Origin of the sequence: Rhodanobacter sp. C06 (genome assembly GCF_002001105.1) — a bacterium.
Lineage (GTDB): Bacteria > Pseudomonadota > Gammaproteobacteria > Xanthomonadales > Rhodanobacteraceae > Rhodanobacter_A.
Window position 1 is genome coordinate 73147 of record NZ_MUNP01000045.1, and the last position, 17275, is coordinate 90421.

A 17275-nucleotide genomic window follows, 5' to 3' on the forward strand; every position below is an offset into this window, starting at 1 on the left:
TGCGCCCCTGCAGTTTCGTCAACGCTCCTGGTCGGTGGGCCGCATCAGCACTTCGTTGATGTTGACGTGCGACGGCCGGCTCACGCAGAAGGCGATCACCTCGGCCACGTCCTGGCTCTGCAGCTGGCGCATGCTGTCGGCCCAGGCGTTGAGCGCGTCCTTGGTCGCGGCATGGCCGATGTGCTCGCGCAGTTCGGTCGCCACCACGCCCGGCTCGATCACGCTGACGCGGATGTTGTCCTGGTACACCTCGCGGCGCAGCGCCTCGGAGAACGCCACCACGCCGAACTTGGTGGCCGAGTAGGCCGCCGCGTTCGGGTTGGCCACGCGCCCGGCGGTGGAGGAGACGTTGACGATGTGGCCGTCGCGCCGCGTGCGCATGCCGGCCAGTGCGGCCTGCGTCGAGGCGATCAGGCCAAGCACGTTGAGTTCCAGCATGTGCCGCCAGCGGCCGAGGTCGGCCTCGGCGACCGGCTCCAGGTACATCACGCCGGCGTTGTTGACCAGGATGTCCAGACGGCCGTAGTGCGCCTCGGTTTCCTTCACGATGCGCTGGGCGGCGGCCTCGTCGGCGAGGTCGGCCAGCAGCACCAGCGGCTCGGCGCCGAGCGCGGCCAGCTGCTGCGCCAGTGCGTCCAGGCGCTCGCGCCGGCGCGCGGCGATGGCGACCTTGGCGCCCTGCTGCGCCAGTTCCAGCGCGGTGGCCTCGCCGATGCCGGAGGAGGCGCCGGTCACCAGCGCGATGCGGTCTTTCAGGCGGTTGTGCATGTTCGTCTCCGAAGTTTTGGAATCCATGATCCGCAAGCCCTGCGCGCGCCGATGGCCGTACGTGCAGACTGTTACAATGCCACCATTCTCCCGCATGCCGCCGTGCATGCCACCTCGAGGTTCCCCCATGTCCGCCCCGTCTCCCGATTCCGCCTCGGCTGTCGCCGGCTTTGGCGCGCTTGCGCTTTCGCCGGAGGTGCTGCGCGCGCTCACCGACGTGGGTTACGAATCGCCCTCGCCGATCCAGGCCGCCACGATCCCGCCGCTGCTGGAAGGCCGCGACGTGCTGGGCCAGGCGCAGACCGGCACCGGCAAGACCGCCGCGTTCGCGCTGCCTATCCTCTCGCGCATCGACCTCAAGCCCGGCAAGCCGCAGGCGCTGGTGCTGACACCCACGCGCGAACTGGCGATCCAGGTGGCCGAGGCGTTCCAGCGCTATGCCGCCCACCTGCCCGGCCTGCAGGTGCTGCCGATCTACGGCGGCCAGAGCTACGGTCCGCAGTTGCACGCGCTGCGTCGCGGCGTGCAGGTCGTGGTGGGCACGCCGGGCCGCGTGATCGACCATCTCGACAAGGGCACGCTCGACCTCTCGGAACTCAAGTACCTGGTGCTCGACGAAGCCGACGAAATGCTGCGCATGGGTTTCGTCGACGACGTGGAGAAGGTGCTGGAAGCCACGCCGCCCACCCGCCAGGTGGCCCTGTTCTCCGCCACCATGCCGGTACCGATCCGCAAGATCGCGCAGAGGCACCTGAAGGAACCGGTGGAGATCGCCATCAAGGCCGCCACCACCACCGCGGCGAACATCCGCCAGCGCTACTGGTTCGTCAGCGGCCTGCACAAGCTGGACGCGATGACGCGCATCCTCGAGGCCGAGCCGTTCGACGCGATGATCGTGTTCGCGCGCACCAAGTCCGCCACCGAGGAACTGGCCGAGAAGCTGCAGGCACGCGGCCTCGCCGCCGCCGCGATCAACGGCGACATCGCCCAGCCGCAGCGCGAGCGGGTGATCCAGCAGCTCAAGGACGGCAAGCTCGACATCCTCGTTGCCACCGACGTGGCCGCGCGCGGCCTCGACGTGGAACGCATCAGCCACGTGCTGAACTACGACATCCCCTACGACACCGAAAGCTATGTGCACCGCATCGGCCGCACCGGCCGCGCGGGGCGCAGCGGCGAGGCGATCCTGTTCGTCACGCCGCGCGAAAAGGGCATGCTGCACGCGATCGAACGCGCCACCCGGCAGAAGATCGAGGAGATGAAGCTGCCCACGGTGGAAGCGGTGAACGACCATCGCATCGCCAAGTTCAAGCAGCGCATCAGCGACAGCCTCGCGATGGGCGAACTGGATCTGTTCCGCCAACTCATCGAACAGTACGAAACCGAGCACAACGTGCCCGCCGTCGAGATCGCCGCCGCGCTGGCGCGCATCGCCCAGGGCGACCGCCCATTGCTGCTCGCGCCGCCGCCGAAGCGCGAGTACGCGCCACGCGAGCCCACGCCGCGCGAGCACGAGGGTCGCGAGCGCCACGGCAAGCCCGAACGCGCTCCACGCGAACAGGCTGGCCGTGAACGCAGCGAACGCGCCCCGGCGCGCGACTTCGCCAACCAGGCGCCGCGCCCGCACCACACCGAGGCCGGCAAGACCACCTACCGCATCGAGGTGGGCCACGACCACGGCGTGAAGCCCGGCAACATCATCGGCGCGATCGCCAACGAGGCGGGGCTGGACAGCCAGTACATCGGCCGCCTCAGCATCCGTGGCGACCACAGCCTGGTCGACCTGCCCGACGGCATGCCGAAGGAAGTCTTCGAGCACCTTAAGAAGGTCTGGGTGGCCCGCCAGCAGCTGCAGATCCACGCCTGGGACGGCAAGGACGACACGACCGGCGAGCACGGCGTGCACCCCGCCCGCAAGCCCGGCGGCTTCCGCAAGCCCGGCGGTTTCAAGCCCGGTGGTGCCAAGCCCGATTCGCGCAAGCCGCATGCGCACGGCGGCAAGCCGCCACGGTCGAAATAACGCTCTCGTAGATCGGGCTTCAGCCCGACATCCAGCGCAAGGCAAGTCGGGCTGAAGCCCGACCTACGACAGACCTGCGCCGATTGCAGCGCCGGCGTTTCCGCAAGGCAACACTGCGTTCGCTTCGCCGTTGATGCAAATCCAGCACGCGCCACCATCTTGGGCCGATTCCCCCGCGAGGCGATCCGCCATGCCCACCCTGCCCAGTCTGTACATCTCCCACGGCTCGCCGATGACCGCGCTGCAGCCGGGCGCCACCGGCACGCGGCTGGCGGAACTGGCGCAAGCATTGCCGCGTCCCAAGGCCATCGTGATCGCCAGCGCGCACTGGCTGGCGCACGCGGCGCTGGTGGGCGGCGCGGCGCAGCCGGACACGATCCACGACTTCCACGGCTTCCCGCCCGCGCTGTACCAGCTGCGCTATCCCGCGCCGGGCGCACCCGCGCTCGCCGCACGCGTGGTGGAATTGCTTGACCGCGCCGGCCTCGCGCCGCAAATCGACCCGCAGCGCGGGCTGGACCACGGTGCCTGGGTGCCGCTGCGCCTGCTCTACCCTGACGCCGACATCCCGGTGGTACCGCTGTCGATCCAGCCCGAGCTGGGCCCCGCGCACCAGTACGTGCTGGGCCGTGCGTTGGCGCCGCTGCGCGAGCAAGGCGTGCTGCTGATCGGCTCGGGCAGCATCACCCACAACCTGCACGATTTCCGTGCCGGCTACAGCGCCGGGCATGAGGCGCCCTATGTACGTCCGTTCATCGGCTGGATCGAGCAGAAGCTGGCGACCGGCGACACCGATGCCCTGCTCGACTACCGTCGCCAGGCGCCGTTCGCCCAGCGTGCCCACCCTACCGACGAGCACCTGCTGCCGCTGTTCTTCGCGCTGGGCGCGGCCGGCGACGGCGCGCACGCGCAACGCATCGACGCCGGCATCGACCTCGGCTTCCTCGCGATGGACATCTACCGCTTCGACACCACGGCCAACCTCACTTCACGATGACCGTGCCGGTCATGAACGGATGCACCGTGCAGTAGTAGGTGTAGGTGCCCGGCTTGCCGAAGGTGGTCACGTAGCGGTCACCGGTGTCCAGCGCCTTCGACGGCGCGAACTGCCCGCCGGCGCTGACCACGGTATGCGGCTCCTCGTCGCGGTTGATCCATGTCACCTTCGCGCCCACCGGCACGGTGAGCGTCTTCGGCATGAACATGAAGTTGTGGATCTCGATCCGGTTCGGCGTGGCCGTGGCGTCGACCGCGGCATGCGCCGCCAGCGCCGATCCCTCCACGGCCAGCAACAGGCAAGCTGCAAGGACAAGGCGGCCGCTCATGCCATCGCCTCCTCGGTGACGGCCAGCGCATCCTTGCCTTGCACATGGCGCACGCTGCGGACACCGAGGTAGCTGCGCAGCTTGTCGGGCGTCACGCTCTTCAGGGGCCCCGGCGCCGGTCCCGCGCCGGGTGCGGGCTGCGGGTAGGCGGTGGAGCGCGCGGTGTGGAACGTGATGTTGCCTTCCACCTTCTGCTGGATCTGGTGGATGTGGCCGTTGAGCACGCTGACCGAACCGAAGCGGCGCAGGTAGCTCATCGCCTCCGCGCTGTCGTCGGTGCCCCAGCCCCACTCGGGGTACAGCGACCACATCGGCATGTGCGCGAACACCAGCACCGGTGTCTCGGCGGACAGCGGCGCGAGATCCTTCTTCAGCCAGGCGAGCTGCTCGGCACCCAGGTAGCCGAGTCCGCCGGCCTTGAGGTTCAGCACGTTGATCAGTCCCACGAAGTGCACGCCACGGTGGTCGAAGCTGTACCAGCCGCCGTCGTGCTGGCGCTCGCCGAAGCGGCGGAAGAACTCCGCGCCGTTGTCGCCGATCACGTCGTGCTCGCCCGGCACGTAGAGCACCTTGCCCTTGCCGGCGCGCGACTCCTGCATCAGCCCCTGCACGGTGGCGAACTGGTCCGGCCGCGACAGGTGGGTGAGATCGCCGGTGTGCAATACAAAATCCGGGCGCACCGGCAGCGCGTCGACCTGGGCCAGCGCGGCGCGGAACGTAGCCGCCGGGTCCGGGTTCGGCGCGAGATGGAAGCCGATGTGCGAATCGCTGACCTGGGCGAAGCTGAAGGTGGCGTCCTTCGCCTCGGCGCCCGCCTCGGTACCCAGCGTGCGGGCATGCAGCACGCCGCCCTTCATCAGCAGCAAGGTGCCGGTGCCGGCCCAGGCCATGCACTTCATGAATTCGCGGCGGCCCATCGTGCGGTTGTCGTGTTCGTCTTGCATGGTTTCCACTCCACGGCGCTTGCGGTGTGCGCCCTTCGTGATCCATTACCGGGCGGTCCACCGGCCTATTCCGGTTTTTTCGCGCCGGGAATAAAGTCGCGACGAATGCGGTAATCACCTTCATGTCCATCGACGCACCCGCCGCCTCCCCGCCTCCGCAGCCCGCCATCGGCGCGCGCTTCGAAGCCCAGGTATTGCCGTGGCTGGACGCAGCGTGGAACCTCGCGCGCTGGCTGGCCCGCGACGATGCCGACGCGCAGGACGTGGTGCAGGAGGCGATGCTGCGCGCGCTGCGCTATTTCGACAGCTTCCACGGCGGCGATGCGCGTGTTTGGCTGCTGGCGATCGTGCGCAACACCTTCTTCACGCTGCGCAGCAAGACCCTGCCCGAGCACCTCGTAGAGCCGCTGGACGAGGACAGCCATCCGCTGGTCGACGAGCAGGCCTCGCCGGAGGCGCTGACCCTGCTCGCGGTGGACGTGGGCTCGCTGCGCGCCGCGCTGGAACAGCTGCCGCCGCCGTGGCGCGAGGCGATCGTTCTGCGCGAGCTGGAGGAGTGTTCCTACAAGGAGATCGCCGCGATCACCGGCCAGAAGATCGGCACCGTGATGTCGCGACTCGCCCGCGCCCGCGAGCGGCTGAAACTCGAACTGACCCACCGATCCGGGGAGGCGCGCCGCCATGATCTGCGCTGACGCCCGACTGCTGTTGCACCCTTACATCGACGATGAGCTCGACGTCGCACAGAGTGCCGCGATGGCCAATCACCTGCGCGAGTGCGCCGCCTGCGCCGCCCGTGTGCGCGAACACGAGCGGCTGCGCCGCGCGCTGGCGCAGCCGGAGCTGTACCACCGCGCGCCGGCTGCGCTGCGCGAACGCTGGACGCCACGGCACGAGGTCGCACCACCGGCCACGACACCGCGTCAGCGGCGCGCCCCGATCGCCTGGGCCGCGGCGGCGGGTTTCGCCGGCGCGTTGCTGCTGGCGACGCCGCTGTACTACGCCATGCAGCCGCGCGGCGCGGCCAGCGACGCGCTGGTCGACGATGCGGTGTCCAGCCATCTGCGCGCGCTGCAGCCGCAGCACCTGATGGACGTGGTGTCCACCGACCAGCACACGGTGAAGCCGTGGTTCGACGGCAAGCTGGATTTCTCGCCGCGGGTGGTGGACCTCGCCGGCGCGGGCTTCCCGCTGGTGGGCGGCCGGCTGGACGCGCTGGAGGGTCGCAGCGTCGCGGCGCTGGTATACCGCCGCCAGCGGCATATCATCAGCGTGTACGAATGGCCCGCCGCCACCGCGGATGCCAACGCAGCCCAGCGCGAATCGCGGCAGCACGGCTATACCGTGCTGCGCTGGACCGACGACGGCATGCACTATGTCGCGGTCTCCGACGTCGACCCTGCCGCGCTGCGCGCATTCGCACAGGACCTGCGCGGCGGCAGCGCCACCAGCGATGCCCGTTGACTGATCCCATCCCCACCGAGAGGACAACCGCAATGAAAAATCGATACATGAGCTTCATGACGGCGAGCGCGCTCGCGGCGTCGGTGCTGCTGGCCTTGCCGGCATTCGCCGCGCTGAACCAGGGCGCCAAGGCGCCGGACTTCACCGCCGAGGCCAGCCTGGCCGGCAAGGATTTCAGCTTCTCGCTGCAGAACGCGCTCAAGAAAGGGCCGGTGGTGGTGTACTTCTACCCAGCGGCCTACACCGGCGGCTGCGACATCGAGGCGCATACCTTCGCCACGCAGAAGGCCAGCTTCGACAAGGCGGGCGCCACCATCATCGGCGTCTCGGCCGACAGCATCCTGCGGCTCAACACGTTCTCGTCCGATCCGAACTACTGCGCCGGCAAGTTCCCGGTCGCCTCCGACGCCGACGGCAGGATCGCCGCGTCCTACGGCCTCAAGCTGCAGCCGGCGGAACCCGGCGCGACCGACGTGCGCGGCCACGCCATCGACCATGGCTTCATCCCGCGCACCACGTTCGTGATCGGGCGCGACGGCAAGATCATCGCGGCGTTTTCCTCGGAAGCCGACCACTTGCACCCGCAGGATCACGTCACGAAATCGCTGGCCATCGTGCAGCACCTGCAGGCGGGCGCCGCACCCTGATCGTGGCGTTGCCGGCCAGGAGCTTGGACGGTAGAAACATTCGAGGCGAAAAGTCTGTCGTGCGAGGGCAGGTTTTCGACGATTCGCCGCCCCATAGTGGTTCTATGGGGCAAGAAGCGGAGGAAAGATGCACCGCACGGCGGGCTTTGCAGCCCGGATGATTTCTTCCGCCCAGGCTCCTAGGCCGCGCCCGCGCCGTCGACGCCGATCCAGTCCTCCGGCGTCAGCGGCGCCAAGCCATGGGCGATGCGTCCCTTGTCGCACTGCAGGCTGTGCCGGCCGAATTCCCAGGACGGCTCCACCTCGCGGCACACCGAGGGCTTGATCGGATGGATGCTGCAGTGCGCGGCCTTGCCGATCTCGCCCACCAGCGCCACGCAGCGCATCGGCGGCGCATGCGTGCCGCGCATCACCACACGGTGTGCGTCGAGCTTCTCGGTGAGTTCGGCGGGGACCGTGCCGCCCAGGAACGGGTCGGTTTCGGACCAGTGGAAGGCGATGCGGAAATGGGCGCAGCAGGCGCCGCAACTCAGGCAGGGATGGCTCATGCAGGCCGGCGAAAGCGCACCCCGAGGCGCGCAGGAAGCGGATTCTAGGGCTTGGCCGGGTGCCGGTGGAAGATGGCCCCCGGCCACCGTCTGCTCGCCCCTGCAGGAGCGGCTTCAGTCGCGATTCCTGCCCATGACGAATCGCGGCTGAAGCCGCTCCTGCGAGGCCCGGCCGGCGCTCAGGGCTCGCCCGCGAAGGTGTTGCAGCTGTTGATGTCGCCGCTGGCCATGCCGGTCTTGAACCACTTCACCCGCTGCGCCGAGGTGCCGTGGGTGAAGGTGTCGGGCATCACGCTGCCCCGGGTCTCCTTCTGCAAGGTGTCGTCGCCCACCGCGCTGGCGGCATTGAGAGCGGACTCCACGTCGCCGGGCTTCAGCCAGTCCAGGCGCTGCTGGGTGCGGTTGGCCCACACGCCGGCGAAGCAGTCGGCCTGCAGTTCCTGCCGCACGGACAGGCCGTCGGCCCCGTCCATCGGATAGCCCTGCTGCTGGAGTTGCCGCACCTTGTCGAAAACGCCGAGCAGGTTCTGCACGTGATGGCCGACTTCGTGCGCGATCACATAGGCGCGCGCGAAATCGCCGGAGGCGTGGAATCGATCCTGCAGCTCCTGGAAGAAGCCGAGATCGAGGTAGACCTTGCGGTCGCCCGGGCAATAGAACGGCCCCACCGCAGTGGAGGCGGCGCCGCACGCGGTCGCCACCTGGCCCTGGAACAGGTGCAGCCTGGGGTCGACATAGGTCTTGCCCATCGAAGCGAAGTAGTCGCCCCAGGTTTTCTCGGTCGACCCCATGATGTGGCAGGCGAACGAGATCTGTTCGCTGGCGGGATTCTGGCAACTGACGGCCTGCGTCGGCTGCGCCTGCCCGCTGGTCTGATGCGCAACGCCGCTGTCGCCACCCAGGAAGGGAGTGATGAGGTCGCGCTTGAAGATCAGGCTCAGCACCACGAGGATCAGCAAGCCCCCCACGCCGAGGTGGACTCCGCCCGGCCGAAAACCGCCACCACCACCGCCACCGTCGCTGCCTTCCTCGACGTTGTCGCTGTTTTCGCCCTTCTGCCAGTCCATGTCCGCGCTCCCGTGCCGGTGCCCGTGGCGACGATAGCGCCTCGCCCGTTGCCGCCGCTACAGTGGAGCCTCCCTACGGACGAGATGCGCCATGCTCCAGCAACTGCCTGCCCTGGTCACCCTGCTCACGGTGCTGCTGATGTTCGGCACCGCCACCGCGGTGGGGTTTGCGCGTGGGAAATACGGCATCAAGGCACCGGCCACCAGTGGCCACCCCGCGTTCGAGCGCGCGTTCCGGGTGCAGATGAACACGCTGGAAGCCACGCTGATGTTCCTGCCGCTGCTGTGGCTGGCCGCGCACTACGGCCTGGGCAGCTGGGCCGGCCTCGCCGGGCTGGTGTGGGTGGCCGGCCGCGTGTGGTACGCCACGGCCTACCTCAAGGAGGCCAGCAAACGCGAAGGCGGCTTCGTGCTGGGGTCGCTGGCCTTGCTCGTGGTGCTGGTGCTGGCCGCGTTCGGCGTAGGCCGCGCACTGCTGATGGGTTAACCCGCGGCGGGCACGACCCGCAGCCGTTCGATGCGCGCGCCATCCATCGCCACCACCTCGAACTGCAGGCCCTCGCTGGTGAAGCGGTCGCCCGCCACGGGCAACCGCCCCAGCTGCTGCAGCACGTAGCCGGCCAGGCTGGCGAAGCCGTCGTCGCTGCTCAGGCGGTGGCCCAGCAGGTGTTCCACCCGGCGCAGGTCGAGGCTGGCATCCAGCAGCCAGGCGCCGTCGCTCTCCTGCACCGCGGCGGGGTCGCCGCTGTGCTCGTCGGGGAATTCGCCGGCGATCACCTCCAGCACGTCGGCCGGAGTGACCAGGCCGAGCACGCTGCCGTACTCGTCCACCACCAGCGCCACCTGCAGCGATGACCGACGGAACTCCTCGATCAGGCGCAGCACGCTGAGCGATTCCAGCACGCTCATCGGCTTGCGCACGACGGCGTCGGTGTCGATGCGGCCGTGTTCGAGCAGGCTGGCCAGCAGGTCGCGCGAAGTGGCCACGCCGATCAGCTGGTCGAGGTCGTCGCCCGCCACCGGCAGCCAGTGGTGGCTGGAGGCGGTGACTTCGGCGCGCAGCTTTTCCGCGTCCTCGCGCGGGTCGATCCAGCTGATTTCCGGGCGCGGGGTCATGATCGAGCGCACCGGCCGGTGCGCGAGGTCCAGCACGCCCTGCACCATCACCAGCTCGTCCTTGCCGAACATCGCACCGCCGCTCTCGGTGGCCGCGTCGACGGCCACGGGTACATCCTCCTCGTCCTCGCCGCCGGCGCCGAGCAGGCGCAGCACGGCCTGCGCGGTGCGGTCGCGCAGCGTGCGCGAACTGCTGAACAGGCTGCGCCGGCGATTGCGGCGCATGGTCTGGTTGAACGCCTCGATCATGATCGAGAAGCCGATCGCCGCGTACAGATAGCCCTTCGGGATGTGGAAGCCGAAGCCCTCGGCGACCAGGCTGAAGCCGATCATCAGCAGGAACGACAAGCACAGGATCACCACCGTGGGTCGCGCGTTGATGAAGGCGGTCAGCGGCTTGCTGGCGCCGATCATCAGGATCATCGCGATCACCACCGCGATCATCATGATCGCGAGGTGGTCGACCATGCCCACGGCGGTGATCACCGAATCCAGCGAGAACACCAGGTCGAGCGCCACGATCTGCGCCACCGCCAGCCAGAAGCGCGCCTTGGCCCGGGAGGATTCGCCGTGCTCGTCACCGCCCTCCAGCCGCTCGTGCAGCTCCAGCGTGGCCTTGAACAGCAGGAAGGTGCCGCCCAGCAGCAGGATGATGTCGCGCCACGACAGCGCGAAGCCGTGCCAGGCGAGGATCGGCGCGGTCAGCCGCACCAGCCAGGACATCACCGCCAGCAGCAGCAGGCGCATCACCAGGGCGAGGCCGAGACCCAGCAGGCGGCCGCGGTCGCGCTGCTGCGCGGGCAGCTTGTCGGCGAGGATCGCGACGAAGACGAGGTTGTCGATGCCGAGCACGATCTCCAGCACCACCAGGGTGAGGAGACCGGCCCAGGCGGAGGGGTCGGCGAGCCAATCGAAGGCGAACATGGGCAGGGCGCGCGGCGCCGTCATCCTCCTGGGAACGGCCGGTGACTATAGCAAGCGACCCGGCGCGGCCGGCGCGGGGTACTCAGGCCAGTTCGACGGGCGTCGCCGCGCTGACCACCCACAGCCGGTACGGCACGGCCATCGGTTCGCTCGCATGGCGCTCGGCCAGCATCGCCATCAGCTCCACGTCCAGCCGCTGCACGCGCGCCTCATCGCTCAGCGCCGCCACGGCCGGGCAGGCCCGCACGCGCTTGCGCCAGGCCACGTGACTGCAGGACTCCTCGATGTCCAGCGACCAGGTGCGCAGGTCGACGAAACCGGCCTCGGCCACCTCCTTCAGCCACAGCGGATGCAGGCCGCTGCCGCTGTGCGCCGTCCAGCCCGGGTTGCAAGCCAGGATCAGCCGCTCGCTGTCCTGTACCACGTTGCCGGCCAGCGGCAGCCATTCGTATTGCGCGATCAGCATGCGCCCGCCCGGACGCAGCCAGCCGCGCGCCAGCGCCAGCGTGCGCGGCCGCTCGCAGGCCTGCCAGCACTGCCCGGCGGTGATCGCGTCGAACGAGGCGGCGGAGAACTCCGCGTTTTCCACCCGCGCCCGCCACTGCGTCACCGTCACCCCGGCGAGCCGGTCGAGTTCGGCGGCATGGGCCAGCAGAGGGGCGGAATGGTCGATACCGGTGAGTGCACAGCCGCGCAACGCCAGGCCGCGAGCGATGTTGCTGCCGCCGCAATGCAGATCCAGCACGGCGCCGCCCGGCGCCAAGCTGCCGTCGGCGAGCAAGCGCTCGAACAGGACCTCGGGAAACTCGTTGACTGGTCGCAGGCGCTCGGCCGCACTGCGCACGAAATCCTCGCCCACTGCCCCTCCCTTGCAGCGCAAGCCGCCTGATCGTCAGCCGGACAATCTCCACCCCAACACAGGCCAGAGCGTAGCACCGACCCGACCGTGCCGGATGGCGTATTGCGCCGGCTCGCGCGCAGCGGCCAAGATGCGGCATCGGGGTGCGGCGCCGCGCGTCCCGGCGATTTCGTCCATCAGGCGCATGGGTTCCACGTCCGATGGATGCACCAAGCCACAGCTTGCCACCTGCCCTGCCACCGACCTTTGCCGCGTCCCCTTTGCCCGGACTGCCCGGCATTGGCGGTGCGCTGGGCCTGATCGCGCTGTACTTCGCCATGCAGGTGGTGACGGGCTTCGTGGCGGCGCTGCTGCTGGGCTTCGGCTACCGCCTGCTGCACGGCGCCACGTCCGTCGACCTGCGCGCGCTGGTCGCCCGCCCGGACATCAGCAGCGCGGTGGTGATCGTCACCCTGTGCGGCGCCGCGCTGGTCACGTTGTGGGTCGCGCGCGCGCGCTGGCCGCGTTTGTGGGCGCAGGCACAGCCGCCCGGCTTCGGCTTCGCCACGCCCGCGCTGGCGTACTGCATTGCCGCGGTGGTGCTGGGGCTGGTGGTGCCGCTGGTCGGCGGCAAGCTTACCGAACTGCTGGCGCACGGCCACGCCGTGCCGCAGGACGTGAAGCAGCTGGGCGGCGGGGCCGGCACCGGCTTCCGCATCGCGCTCACCTTGGCGGTGGCCAGCATCGGCCCGCTGGTGGAGGAACTGCTGTTCCGCGGCGTGCTGCTGTCCGCCTTGCTGCGCCGCCTGCGCACCGCCTGGGCGGTGCTGGCCAGCGCCGCGCTGTTCGCGTTGGTGCACCTGCCCGACCTGCACTGGCTGTGGTACGCGCTGCCCAACCTCGCACTGCTCGGCGTGGTGCTGGCGTGGCTGCGGCTGCGCTCGGGCTCGTTGTGGCCCGCGGTGATCGCCCACGCCAGCAACAACCTGCTGGCGATGCTGGCGCTGTTCGCGTCGCTGGCCCATCCGGGATGATTCAACCGGTGACGCCGGCCTCGCGCAGGAGTCGCGCCGTCTCGAACAAGGGCAGCCCCATCACGCCCGAGTAGCTGCCTTCCAGGTGCTCGACCAGTGCCGCGCCGCGCCCCTGGATCGCATACGCACCGGCCTTGCCGAAGGATTCCCCGGTGGCGACATAGGCGGCGATGACCGTCTCGTCGAGCTCCGCGAAACGCACATGCGAAACGCAGCAGGCGTTGCGCTCGCCCTGTGCGTCGACCAGCCACACGGCCGAGATCACCGCGTGCGTGCGGCCGGACAGTCGACGCAGCATCGCCATGGCGTCCGCCGCGTCGCGCGGCTTGCCGAACACCTCGTCGTCCAGCACCACCTCGGTGTCCGCACCCAGCACCACGACGTCGGTTGCGCCGGAAAGCGTGCTCAACCCCGCCCGCGCCTTGTCGCGGGCGACCCGGCTCACGTACTCGCGCGGCGATTCATGCGCGCCGCGCAGCTCGGGCACGTCCACCTCGATCACGCGGAAGGCCACGCCGAGCTGGGTCAGCAATTCGCTGCGCCGCGGCGACTGCGAGGCGAGAAGGAGCATGCGGAGTTCCTCGGGGGAAGGCGTCAGAGCGTCAGGGCGTATTCGCGGAATTGCGTGTCACGCCGCCAGCCCAGCGATTCGTACAGTGCCTGCGCGGCCAGGTTGTCGTGCGCCGTGGAGAGCGAAAGGCTGGCCGCCCCCTGGTTACGCGCCTGGGTGGCGGCGGCTTCCAGCAGTGCCTTCGCCACGCCCTGCCGCCGCGCGGCGGCGGCCACGAACAAGTCGTTGAGCAGCCAGGTGCGCACCATGCGCACCGAGGAGAACAGCGGATAGAGCTGGGTGAAACCCAGCGCCGCGCCATGCGCGTCGCGCGCCAGCAGGATCATCGACTCGTTGAGGCGCAGCCGTGCGGTGAGGAAGTCGCGCGCGCCCGCCTCATCCGAGGGCTTGCCGTAGAACTGGCGATAACCGTCGAACAGCGGCACCAGCGCATCGAGGTCGTGGAAGGCGGCGCGATGTATCTCGAGCGACATGGTCGAACCCGCGGGGATGAGTCGTTCCGCAAGCTTAGCGCGCGACGCCCGGCTTGCCACCCAGCGCGAACAGCAGGGGAACGCAAGCCAGCAGCCCCAGCACCACGAGCGGCCCGCTCCACGCGAACACCGCAGGTTCGATGGCGCCATCCGACAGCGACCGGTGGATCAGCCAGCCGCCCAGCGGCAGGTTGAACAGCAAGGCCGTGGCCGTGCCCGGCGCGTAACTGCGCGTGGCGAGGCAGGCGATCACGTGCGGCGCCACGACATTCAGCACCATCGCGAGCGCATAGCCGGCCAGCAGGTACGCCCCGGGGCTGTGCCTGCCGCCAAGCTCCGCCAGCCAGGCCAGCAGCACGGCCAGCAGCGACAACACCAGCGTACCCAGGCGAAACGTCCGCGGGCTGACACGCCAGCGCATGGGCCGCTTCGGCCAAGCCGGCAGCAACCATGCCTCCTCGGCGTTGTGGGCGACCACGCCCAGCGCGAACAGCCAGCCGAGCAGCGACAGACTCATCGATGCCTCAGGCGCGGTGGTAGGGATGGCCCGCCACGATGGTGGTGGCGCGGTAGAGCTGCTCGGCCAGCACCAGCCGCACCAGCATGTGCGGCAAGGTGAGCGGGCCCAGCGACCAACGCTGGTCGGCGCGCGCGAGCACCTCGACCGCGTGGCCGTCGGGACCGCCGATCAGGAAGGCCAGGTCGCGCCCAGCCATGCGCCATGCCTTCAGCTGTTCGGCCAGTTCCTCGCTGGACCAGGTCTTGCCCCGGCCGTCCAGCGCGACCACGTGCGTATCGCGCGGCAGCGTGGCGAGGATCGCGGTGCCCTCGTCCTGCATCGCCTTCGCGTCGTCGCGGCCCTTGCCACGCGCGCCGGGTTTCAGCTCGATGAGTTCCAGCGGCAGCTCGTGCGAAAGGCGCTTGCGGTATTCGGCGAAGCCCTCGGCCACCCAAGCGGGCATGCGCTCCCCGACAGCAATCAGGCGCGTGCGCATGAATGCTGTCCAACGATCAAAGCCGGCGCGCAGCGCCCGCGTTCGCCTCCTCTCCCCTTGGGGGAGAGGATTGAGGTGAGGGGTCGGGGCTTGCGGATGTGCTTGTCGAAGCAGCGTTTTGCTTCGTAGCCGACCTGCGGCGAGATTGCTCCCTCACCCCAGCCCTCTCCCCGCAGGGGAGAGGGAGAAAGCCTGATGCTCACCCCGCTCTCGCGGCGTCGACATCCGGCTCGCGGTCGCCCACCGTCCACAGCCGTTCTAGGCCGTAGAACTCGCGGATGCGCGGCAGCATCACGTGGACGATCACGTCGCCCAGGTCCACCAGCACCCATTCGGCTTCCTGCTCGCCTTCCACGCCCAGCGGCATCACGCCGGCCTTCTTGGCGAACTTCACCACTTCGTCGGCGATGGATTTGACGTGGCGCGCGGAGGTGCCGGAGGCGATCACCAGCAGGTCGGCGATGGAGGTCTTGCCGCGCACGTCGATTTCGCGGACATCCTTGGCCTTCAGTTCTTCCAGCGCGGCGACGACGGTCTTGCGCAGTTCGGCCGTGGAGTCGGCCTTGGTCTTGCGGCTAGTGCTCAAGATAAGCGAGCCTCGATACGGAATCACGCGCCCGGGCGGCGCGGCGGCAGTATAACGCCCGCCCCGCGGGCTCAGGTCAAGCTGGTGCGATGTCCAAGGCCTGGGCTCAGGCGACGGCCCGGGCCAGTTCGCCGGAGGCCAGGCCATGCGGCGGCAGCGGCTCGCCGGCGAGCCGGTACATGCGCGCCACCGTCGCCTCCAGCGCCGCCGCCATCGGCAGGCCGCGGTGGCTGAACAGGTCGGCCAACAGCTGGTAATACATCAGGGTGCCGCCACGGCCGCCGGTGAAGCGGCCGAACACCGCCGGGCCCACGGCCGGGTTTTCCAGGTCGCCCACGATGGCACGCGCGTTGTGCAGCTTGTCGCAGCCGGACACCAGCAGCACCTCGTCGGGCGCGTCGGCGAGGTGTGCGAGATAGTTCTGCTTGCGTGCCAGCCAGTCGCGCCGTTTCGCCGCGGCATCGGCGGGCACGGCCTTGCCCTCGGCGCTGTCGTCGGTACAGCCCAGCACGATGGCCAGCACGCGTTCGCCAAAGCGCTCTCGGATCAGCGCCACCTGCGCCTCGCCGCAGTCCTCAACCGCGTCGTGCAGCAGCGCCGCGATGGCCTGGTCCTCGCCGCCGCCGTATTCCAGCACCAGGCTGGCCACGCCCAGCAGGTGGTACAGGTACGGAATATCGGAACCCTTGCGTGTCTGCGCGGCGTGCGCGATGCGCGCATGGTCAATCGCGGCGGTGAAGCGTTCGCTCAACATGGTCATGGGGCCCCCTTCGTCGGATGCGCGCACTATCGCGCCGCCGCGTCTCAACGTTCGCGACGAGGCGGTCGGTTCAGTGCGCCAGCGCCCGCCGCGCCAGCCGGTATTCGTGCATCAGCCGCGCCACCAGTTCGGCGGCGGGCTGCGGGCGCACCCGCGCAGCGGCCTGGCCGCACCACTCGGAGACCAGGTCGGCACGGCCGGCCGCGGCGGCCGCGCGCCGCAGCGGCGCGGTGAGCTCGTTGAGCACGGGATAGGCTGGCAACTCGTTCGCCGCGCCTTCCATCGCCTCCACGTAGCGGTTGCGCAGGCCACGGGCGGCGCGACCAGAAAAACTGCGGATGGTGGCGACGTGATGATCCTCCGCGCTCGCCAGGTCGCGTTTCCACGCTTCCGTCGCGGACGATTCCGGGCAGGCAAGGAAGGCCGTGCCGAGCTGGCTGGCCGCGGCACCCAGCGCCTCGGCGGCCAGCATGCCGGCGCCGTCCATGATGCCGCCCGCGGCGATCACCGGCACGCCATCGCAAACCGCCGCCGCCAGCGGGATCAGCGCGAACAGGCCGATCAACGGCGTCTCGCCCGCATGCAGGAAACCGCCGCGGTGACCGCCCGCCTCGGCACCTTGCACGCACACCGCGTCGGCGCCGCGCTCGGCCCAGGCACGCGCTTCGGCCGCGGTGGTGGCGGTGCCGATCACGCGGATGTCGCGGCGCTTGAGTTCCTGCATCTGCGCCGGCGTGAGCAGGTCGAACGCGAAACTGGCCACCGCGGGCTGTGCCTCGCACAACGCGGCGAACTGCTCGGAGAAGCGCGGCGCCCAGCGCGTGGGCAGCGTGGTGCGTGCATCGAGGCCTTCGCGTTCCATCAACGCGTCGAGCCGCGCACGGGCGCGCGCCACGGCAGCCATGTCGGGCACGAAATCATCGGGCAACACGAACAGGTTCAGCGCGAACGGGCGTTCGGTGAGCGCGCGCACCCGTGCCACCTGCTCCAGGATCGCCTGCGGCTCGGTGTAGCCCGCACCCAACGAACCCAGGCCTCCGGCGTTGGAGACCGCGGCGACCAGCTCCGGCGTGGTGGCGCCGGCCATCGGCGCCTGGATCAACGGAAGTTCGATGCCGAACTGCTGGGCGAAGGAGGACATGGCCATGCTCGACGCAGGGGGAAGCGGCGATTGTCCGCAGATCTCCGTGCGCAC

The 17275-nt window shown here is 69.6% G+C and carries 21 protein-coding genes; 7 read left to right on the forward strand and 14 right to left on the reverse strand.

Going from position 1 to position 17275, the window contains the following annotated elements:
* Window positions 1-18: 18 nt before the first annotated feature.
* Complete coding sequence (locus B0E52_RS08780; protein ID WP_077483495.1) at window positions 19-768, reverse strand: SDR family NAD(P)-dependent oxidoreductase; 750 nt, start codon at window positions 766-768, stop codon at window positions 19-21.
* Between the two features lie 127 nt (window positions 769-895).
* Here B0E52_RS08780 and B0E52_RS08785 point away from each other — a divergent pair, with 127 nt between their 5' ends.
* Both B0E52_RS08785 and B0E52_RS08790 read left to right on the forward strand, forming a co-directional pair.
* A complete protein-coding gene (locus tag B0E52_RS08785) occupies window positions 896-2788 on the forward strand; it encodes a DEAD/DEAH box helicase (protein WP_077483457.1) in 1893 nt (630 codons plus the stop codon).
* A gap of 190 nt (window positions 2789-2978) precedes the next feature.
* The gene (locus B0E52_RS08790) at window positions 2979-3785 is read left to right on the forward strand and encodes a class III extradiol ring-cleavage dioxygenase (protein ID WP_077483458.1); all 807 of its coding nucleotides are present in this window, start codon (window positions 2979-2981) and stop codon (window positions 3783-3785) included.
* On the opposite strand, the gene B0E52_RS08795 is transcribed toward B0E52_RS08790, so the two are convergent.
* Complete coding sequence (locus tag B0E52_RS08795) at window positions 3772-4113, reverse strand: cupredoxin family copper-binding protein (RefSeq protein ID WP_077483459.1); 342 nt, start codon at window positions 4111-4113, stop codon at window positions 3772-3774. The genes B0E52_RS08790 and B0E52_RS08795 overlap by 14 nt on opposite strands.
* Window positions 4110-5057, reverse strand: coding sequence for a metallophosphoesterase (locus B0E52_RS08800; RefSeq protein WP_077483496.1), 948 nt, complete (start codon window positions 5055-5057; stop codon window positions 4110-4112). The genes B0E52_RS08795 and B0E52_RS08800 overlap by 4 nt, the downstream gene beginning before the upstream one ends.
* 122 nt (window positions 5058-5179) lie before the next feature.
* On the opposite strand from B0E52_RS08800, the gene B0E52_RS08805 reads away from it, so the two are divergent.
* Genes B0E52_RS08805 through B0E52_RS08815 form a run of 3 tightly spaced genes read left to right on the forward strand, consistent with a single transcriptional unit; the run spans window position 5180 to window position 7168 of the window.
* A complete protein-coding gene (locus B0E52_RS08805; RefSeq protein ID WP_077483460.1) occupies window positions 5180-5752 on the forward strand; it encodes a sigma-70 family RNA polymerase sigma factor in 573 nt (190 codons plus the stop codon).
* Window positions 5739-6521, forward strand: coding sequence for an anti-sigma factor (locus B0E52_RS08810; protein ID WP_077483461.1), 783 nt, complete (start codon window positions 5739-5741; stop codon window positions 6519-6521). The genes B0E52_RS08805 and B0E52_RS08810 overlap by 14 nt, the downstream gene beginning before the upstream one ends.
* A gap of 32 nt (window positions 6522-6553) precedes the next feature.
* Window positions 6554-7168 carry a peroxiredoxin gene (locus B0E52_RS08815; RefSeq protein ID WP_077483462.1) on the forward strand — a complete coding sequence of 205 codons (615 nt, stop codon included), beginning with the start codon at window positions 6554-6556 and terminating at the stop codon, window positions 7166-7168.
* Between the two features lie 179 nt (window positions 7169-7347).
* Here B0E52_RS08815 and B0E52_RS08820 read toward each other — a convergent pair whose 3' ends face one another.
* Together B0E52_RS08820 and B0E52_RS08825 are read right to left on the reverse strand one after the other, a co-directional pair.
* On the reverse strand, window positions 7348-7716 hold the full coding sequence (locus tag B0E52_RS08820) for a YkgJ family cysteine cluster protein (RefSeq protein WP_077483463.1): 369 nt from the start codon (window positions 7714-7716) through the stop codon (window positions 7348-7350).
* Between the two features lie 179 nt (window positions 7717-7895).
* Window positions 7896-8783, reverse strand: coding sequence for a neutral zinc metallopeptidase (locus tag B0E52_RS08825; protein WP_077483464.1), 888 nt, complete (start codon window positions 8781-8783; stop codon window positions 7896-7898).
* 91 nt (window positions 8784-8874) lie between these two features.
* Here B0E52_RS08825 and B0E52_RS08830 point away from each other — a divergent pair, with 91 nt between their 5' ends.
* A complete protein-coding gene (locus B0E52_RS08830; protein ID WP_077483465.1) occupies window positions 8875-9270 on the forward strand; it encodes an MAPEG family protein in 396 nt (131 codons plus the stop codon).
* Here B0E52_RS08830 and B0E52_RS08835 read toward each other — a convergent pair.
* Together B0E52_RS08835 and B0E52_RS08840 are read right to left on the reverse strand one after the other, a co-directional pair.
* On the reverse strand, window positions 9267-10823 hold the full coding sequence (locus B0E52_RS08835) for a TerC family protein (protein WP_077483497.1): 1557 nt from the start codon (window positions 10821-10823) through the stop codon (window positions 9267-9269). The genes B0E52_RS08830 and B0E52_RS08835 overlap by 4 nt on opposite strands.
* Before the next feature lie 82 nt (window positions 10824-10905).
* Window positions 10906-11682, reverse strand: coding sequence for a class I SAM-dependent methyltransferase (locus B0E52_RS08840; protein ID WP_077483466.1), 777 nt, complete (start codon window positions 11680-11682; stop codon window positions 10906-10908).
* 260 nt (window positions 11683-11942) lie between these two features.
* Here B0E52_RS08840 and B0E52_RS08845 point away from each other — a divergent pair, with 260 nt between their 5' ends.
* The gene (locus tag B0E52_RS08845) at window positions 11943-12695 is read left to right on the forward strand and encodes a CPBP family intramembrane glutamic endopeptidase (RefSeq protein ID WP_254426750.1); all 753 of its coding nucleotides are present in this window, start codon (window positions 11943-11945) and stop codon (window positions 12693-12695) included.
* Window position 12696: 1 nt separating this feature from the next.
* On the opposite strand, the gene B0E52_RS08850 is transcribed toward B0E52_RS08845, so the two are convergent.
* The 7 genes from B0E52_RS08850 to B0E52_RS08880 form a co-directional block, all read right to left on the reverse strand.
* Entirely contained in the window at window positions 12697-13266 is a 570-nt protein-coding gene (locus B0E52_RS08850; protein WP_077483468.1) for a Maf family protein, read from the reverse strand.
* A gap of 23 nt (window positions 13267-13289) precedes the next feature.
* Entirely contained in the window at window positions 13290-13739 is a 450-nt protein-coding gene (locus tag B0E52_RS08855) for a GNAT family N-acetyltransferase (protein WP_077483469.1), read from the reverse strand.
* A gap of 34 nt (window positions 13740-13773) precedes the next feature.
* Window positions 13774-14256 (reverse strand): HXXEE domain-containing protein, encoded by a 483-nt coding sequence (locus tag B0E52_RS08860; RefSeq protein ID WP_077483470.1) that lies wholly within the window; start codon window positions 14254-14256, stop codon window positions 13774-13776.
* 7 nt (window positions 14257-14263) lie between these two features.
* Window positions 14264-14734: a 23S rRNA (pseudouridine(1915)-N(3))-methyltransferase RlmH gene (gene rlmH / locus B0E52_RS08865; RefSeq protein ID WP_077483471.1), complete on the reverse strand. Its 471-nt coding sequence runs from the start codon at window positions 14732-14734 to the stop codon at window positions 14264-14266.
* A gap of 199 nt (window positions 14735-14933) precedes the next feature.
* Window positions 14934-15320: a ribosome silencing factor gene (rsfS, locus tag B0E52_RS08870; RefSeq protein ID WP_077483472.1), complete on the reverse strand. Its 387-nt coding sequence runs from the start codon at window positions 15318-15320 to the stop codon at window positions 14934-14936.
* A 106-nt stretch (window positions 15321-15426) separates the two neighbouring features.
* Window positions 15427-16080 (reverse strand): HD domain-containing protein, encoded by a 654-nt coding sequence (locus tag B0E52_RS08875; RefSeq protein WP_077483473.1) that lies wholly within the window; start codon window positions 16078-16080, stop codon window positions 15427-15429.
* Window positions 16081-16150: 70 nt separating this feature from the next.
* Window positions 16151-17275, reverse strand: a complete 1125-nt coding sequence (locus B0E52_RS08880) for a nitronate monooxygenase family protein (RefSeq protein ID WP_256363979.1) — start codon at window positions 17273-17275, stop codon at window positions 16151-16153.

Excerpts from the sequence above, each read along its gene's own strand:
- B0E52_RS08780 (WP_077483495.1), bottom strand. The coding sequence starts at position 768 with ATGCACAACCGCCTGAAAGACCGCATCGCGCTGGTGACCGGCGCCTCC.
- B0E52_RS08785 (WP_077483457.1), top strand. The coding sequence starts at position 896 with ATGTCCGCCCCGTCTCCCGATTCCGCCTCGGCTGTCGCCGGCTTTGGC.
- B0E52_RS08790 (WP_077483458.1), top strand. The coding sequence starts at position 2,979 with ATGCCCACCCTGCCCAGTCTGTACATCTCCCACGGCTCGCCGATGACC.
- B0E52_RS08795 (WP_077483459.1), bottom strand. The coding sequence starts at position 4,113 with ATGAGCGGCCGCCTTGTCCTTGCAGCTTGCCTGTTGCTGGCCGTGGAG.
- B0E52_RS08800 (WP_077483496.1), bottom strand. The coding sequence starts at position 5,057 with ATGCAAGACGAACACGACAACCGCACGATGGGCCGCCGCGAATTCATG.
- B0E52_RS08805 (WP_077483460.1), top strand. The coding sequence starts at position 5,180 with ATGTCCATCGACGCACCCGCCGCCTCCCCGCCTCCGCAGCCCGCCATC.
- B0E52_RS08810 (WP_077483461.1), top strand. The coding sequence starts at position 5,739 with ATGATCTGCGCTGACGCCCGACTGCTGTTGCACCCTTACATCGACGAT.
- B0E52_RS08815 (WP_077483462.1), top strand. The coding sequence starts at position 6,554 with ATGAAAAATCGATACATGAGCTTCATGACGGCGAGCGCGCTCGCGGCG.
- B0E52_RS08820 (WP_077483463.1), bottom strand. The coding sequence starts at position 7,716 with ATGAGCCATCCCTGCCTGAGTTGCGGCGCCTGCTGCGCCCATTTCCGC.
- B0E52_RS08825 (WP_077483464.1), bottom strand. The coding sequence starts at position 8,783 with ATGGACTGGCAGAAGGGCGAAAACAGCGACAACGTCGAGGAAGGCAGC.
- B0E52_RS08830 (WP_077483465.1), top strand. The coding sequence starts at position 8,875 with ATGCTCCAGCAACTGCCTGCCCTGGTCACCCTGCTCACGGTGCTGCTG.
- B0E52_RS08835 (WP_077483497.1), bottom strand. The coding sequence starts at position 10,823 with ATGTTCGCCTTCGATTGGCTCGCCGACCCCTCCGCCTGGGCCGGTCTC.
- B0E52_RS08850 (WP_077483468.1), bottom strand. The coding sequence starts at position 13,266 with ATGCTCCTTCTCGCCTCGCAGTCGCCGCGGCGCAGCGAATTGCTGACC.
- B0E52_RS08855 (WP_077483469.1), bottom strand. The coding sequence starts at position 13,739 with ATGTCGCTCGAGATACATCGCGCCGCCTTCCACGACCTCGATGCGCTG.
- B0E52_RS08860 (WP_077483470.1), bottom strand. The coding sequence starts at position 14,256 with ATGAGTCTGTCGCTGCTCGGCTGGCTGTTCGCGCTGGGCGTGGTCGCC.
- rlmH (WP_077483471.1), bottom strand. The coding sequence starts at position 14,734 with ATGCGCACGCGCCTGATTGCTGTCGGGGAGCGCATGCCCGCTTGGGTG.
- B0E52_RS08875 (WP_077483473.1), bottom strand. The coding sequence starts at position 16,080 with ATGACCATGTTGAGCGAACGCTTCACCGCCGCGATTGACCATGCGCGC.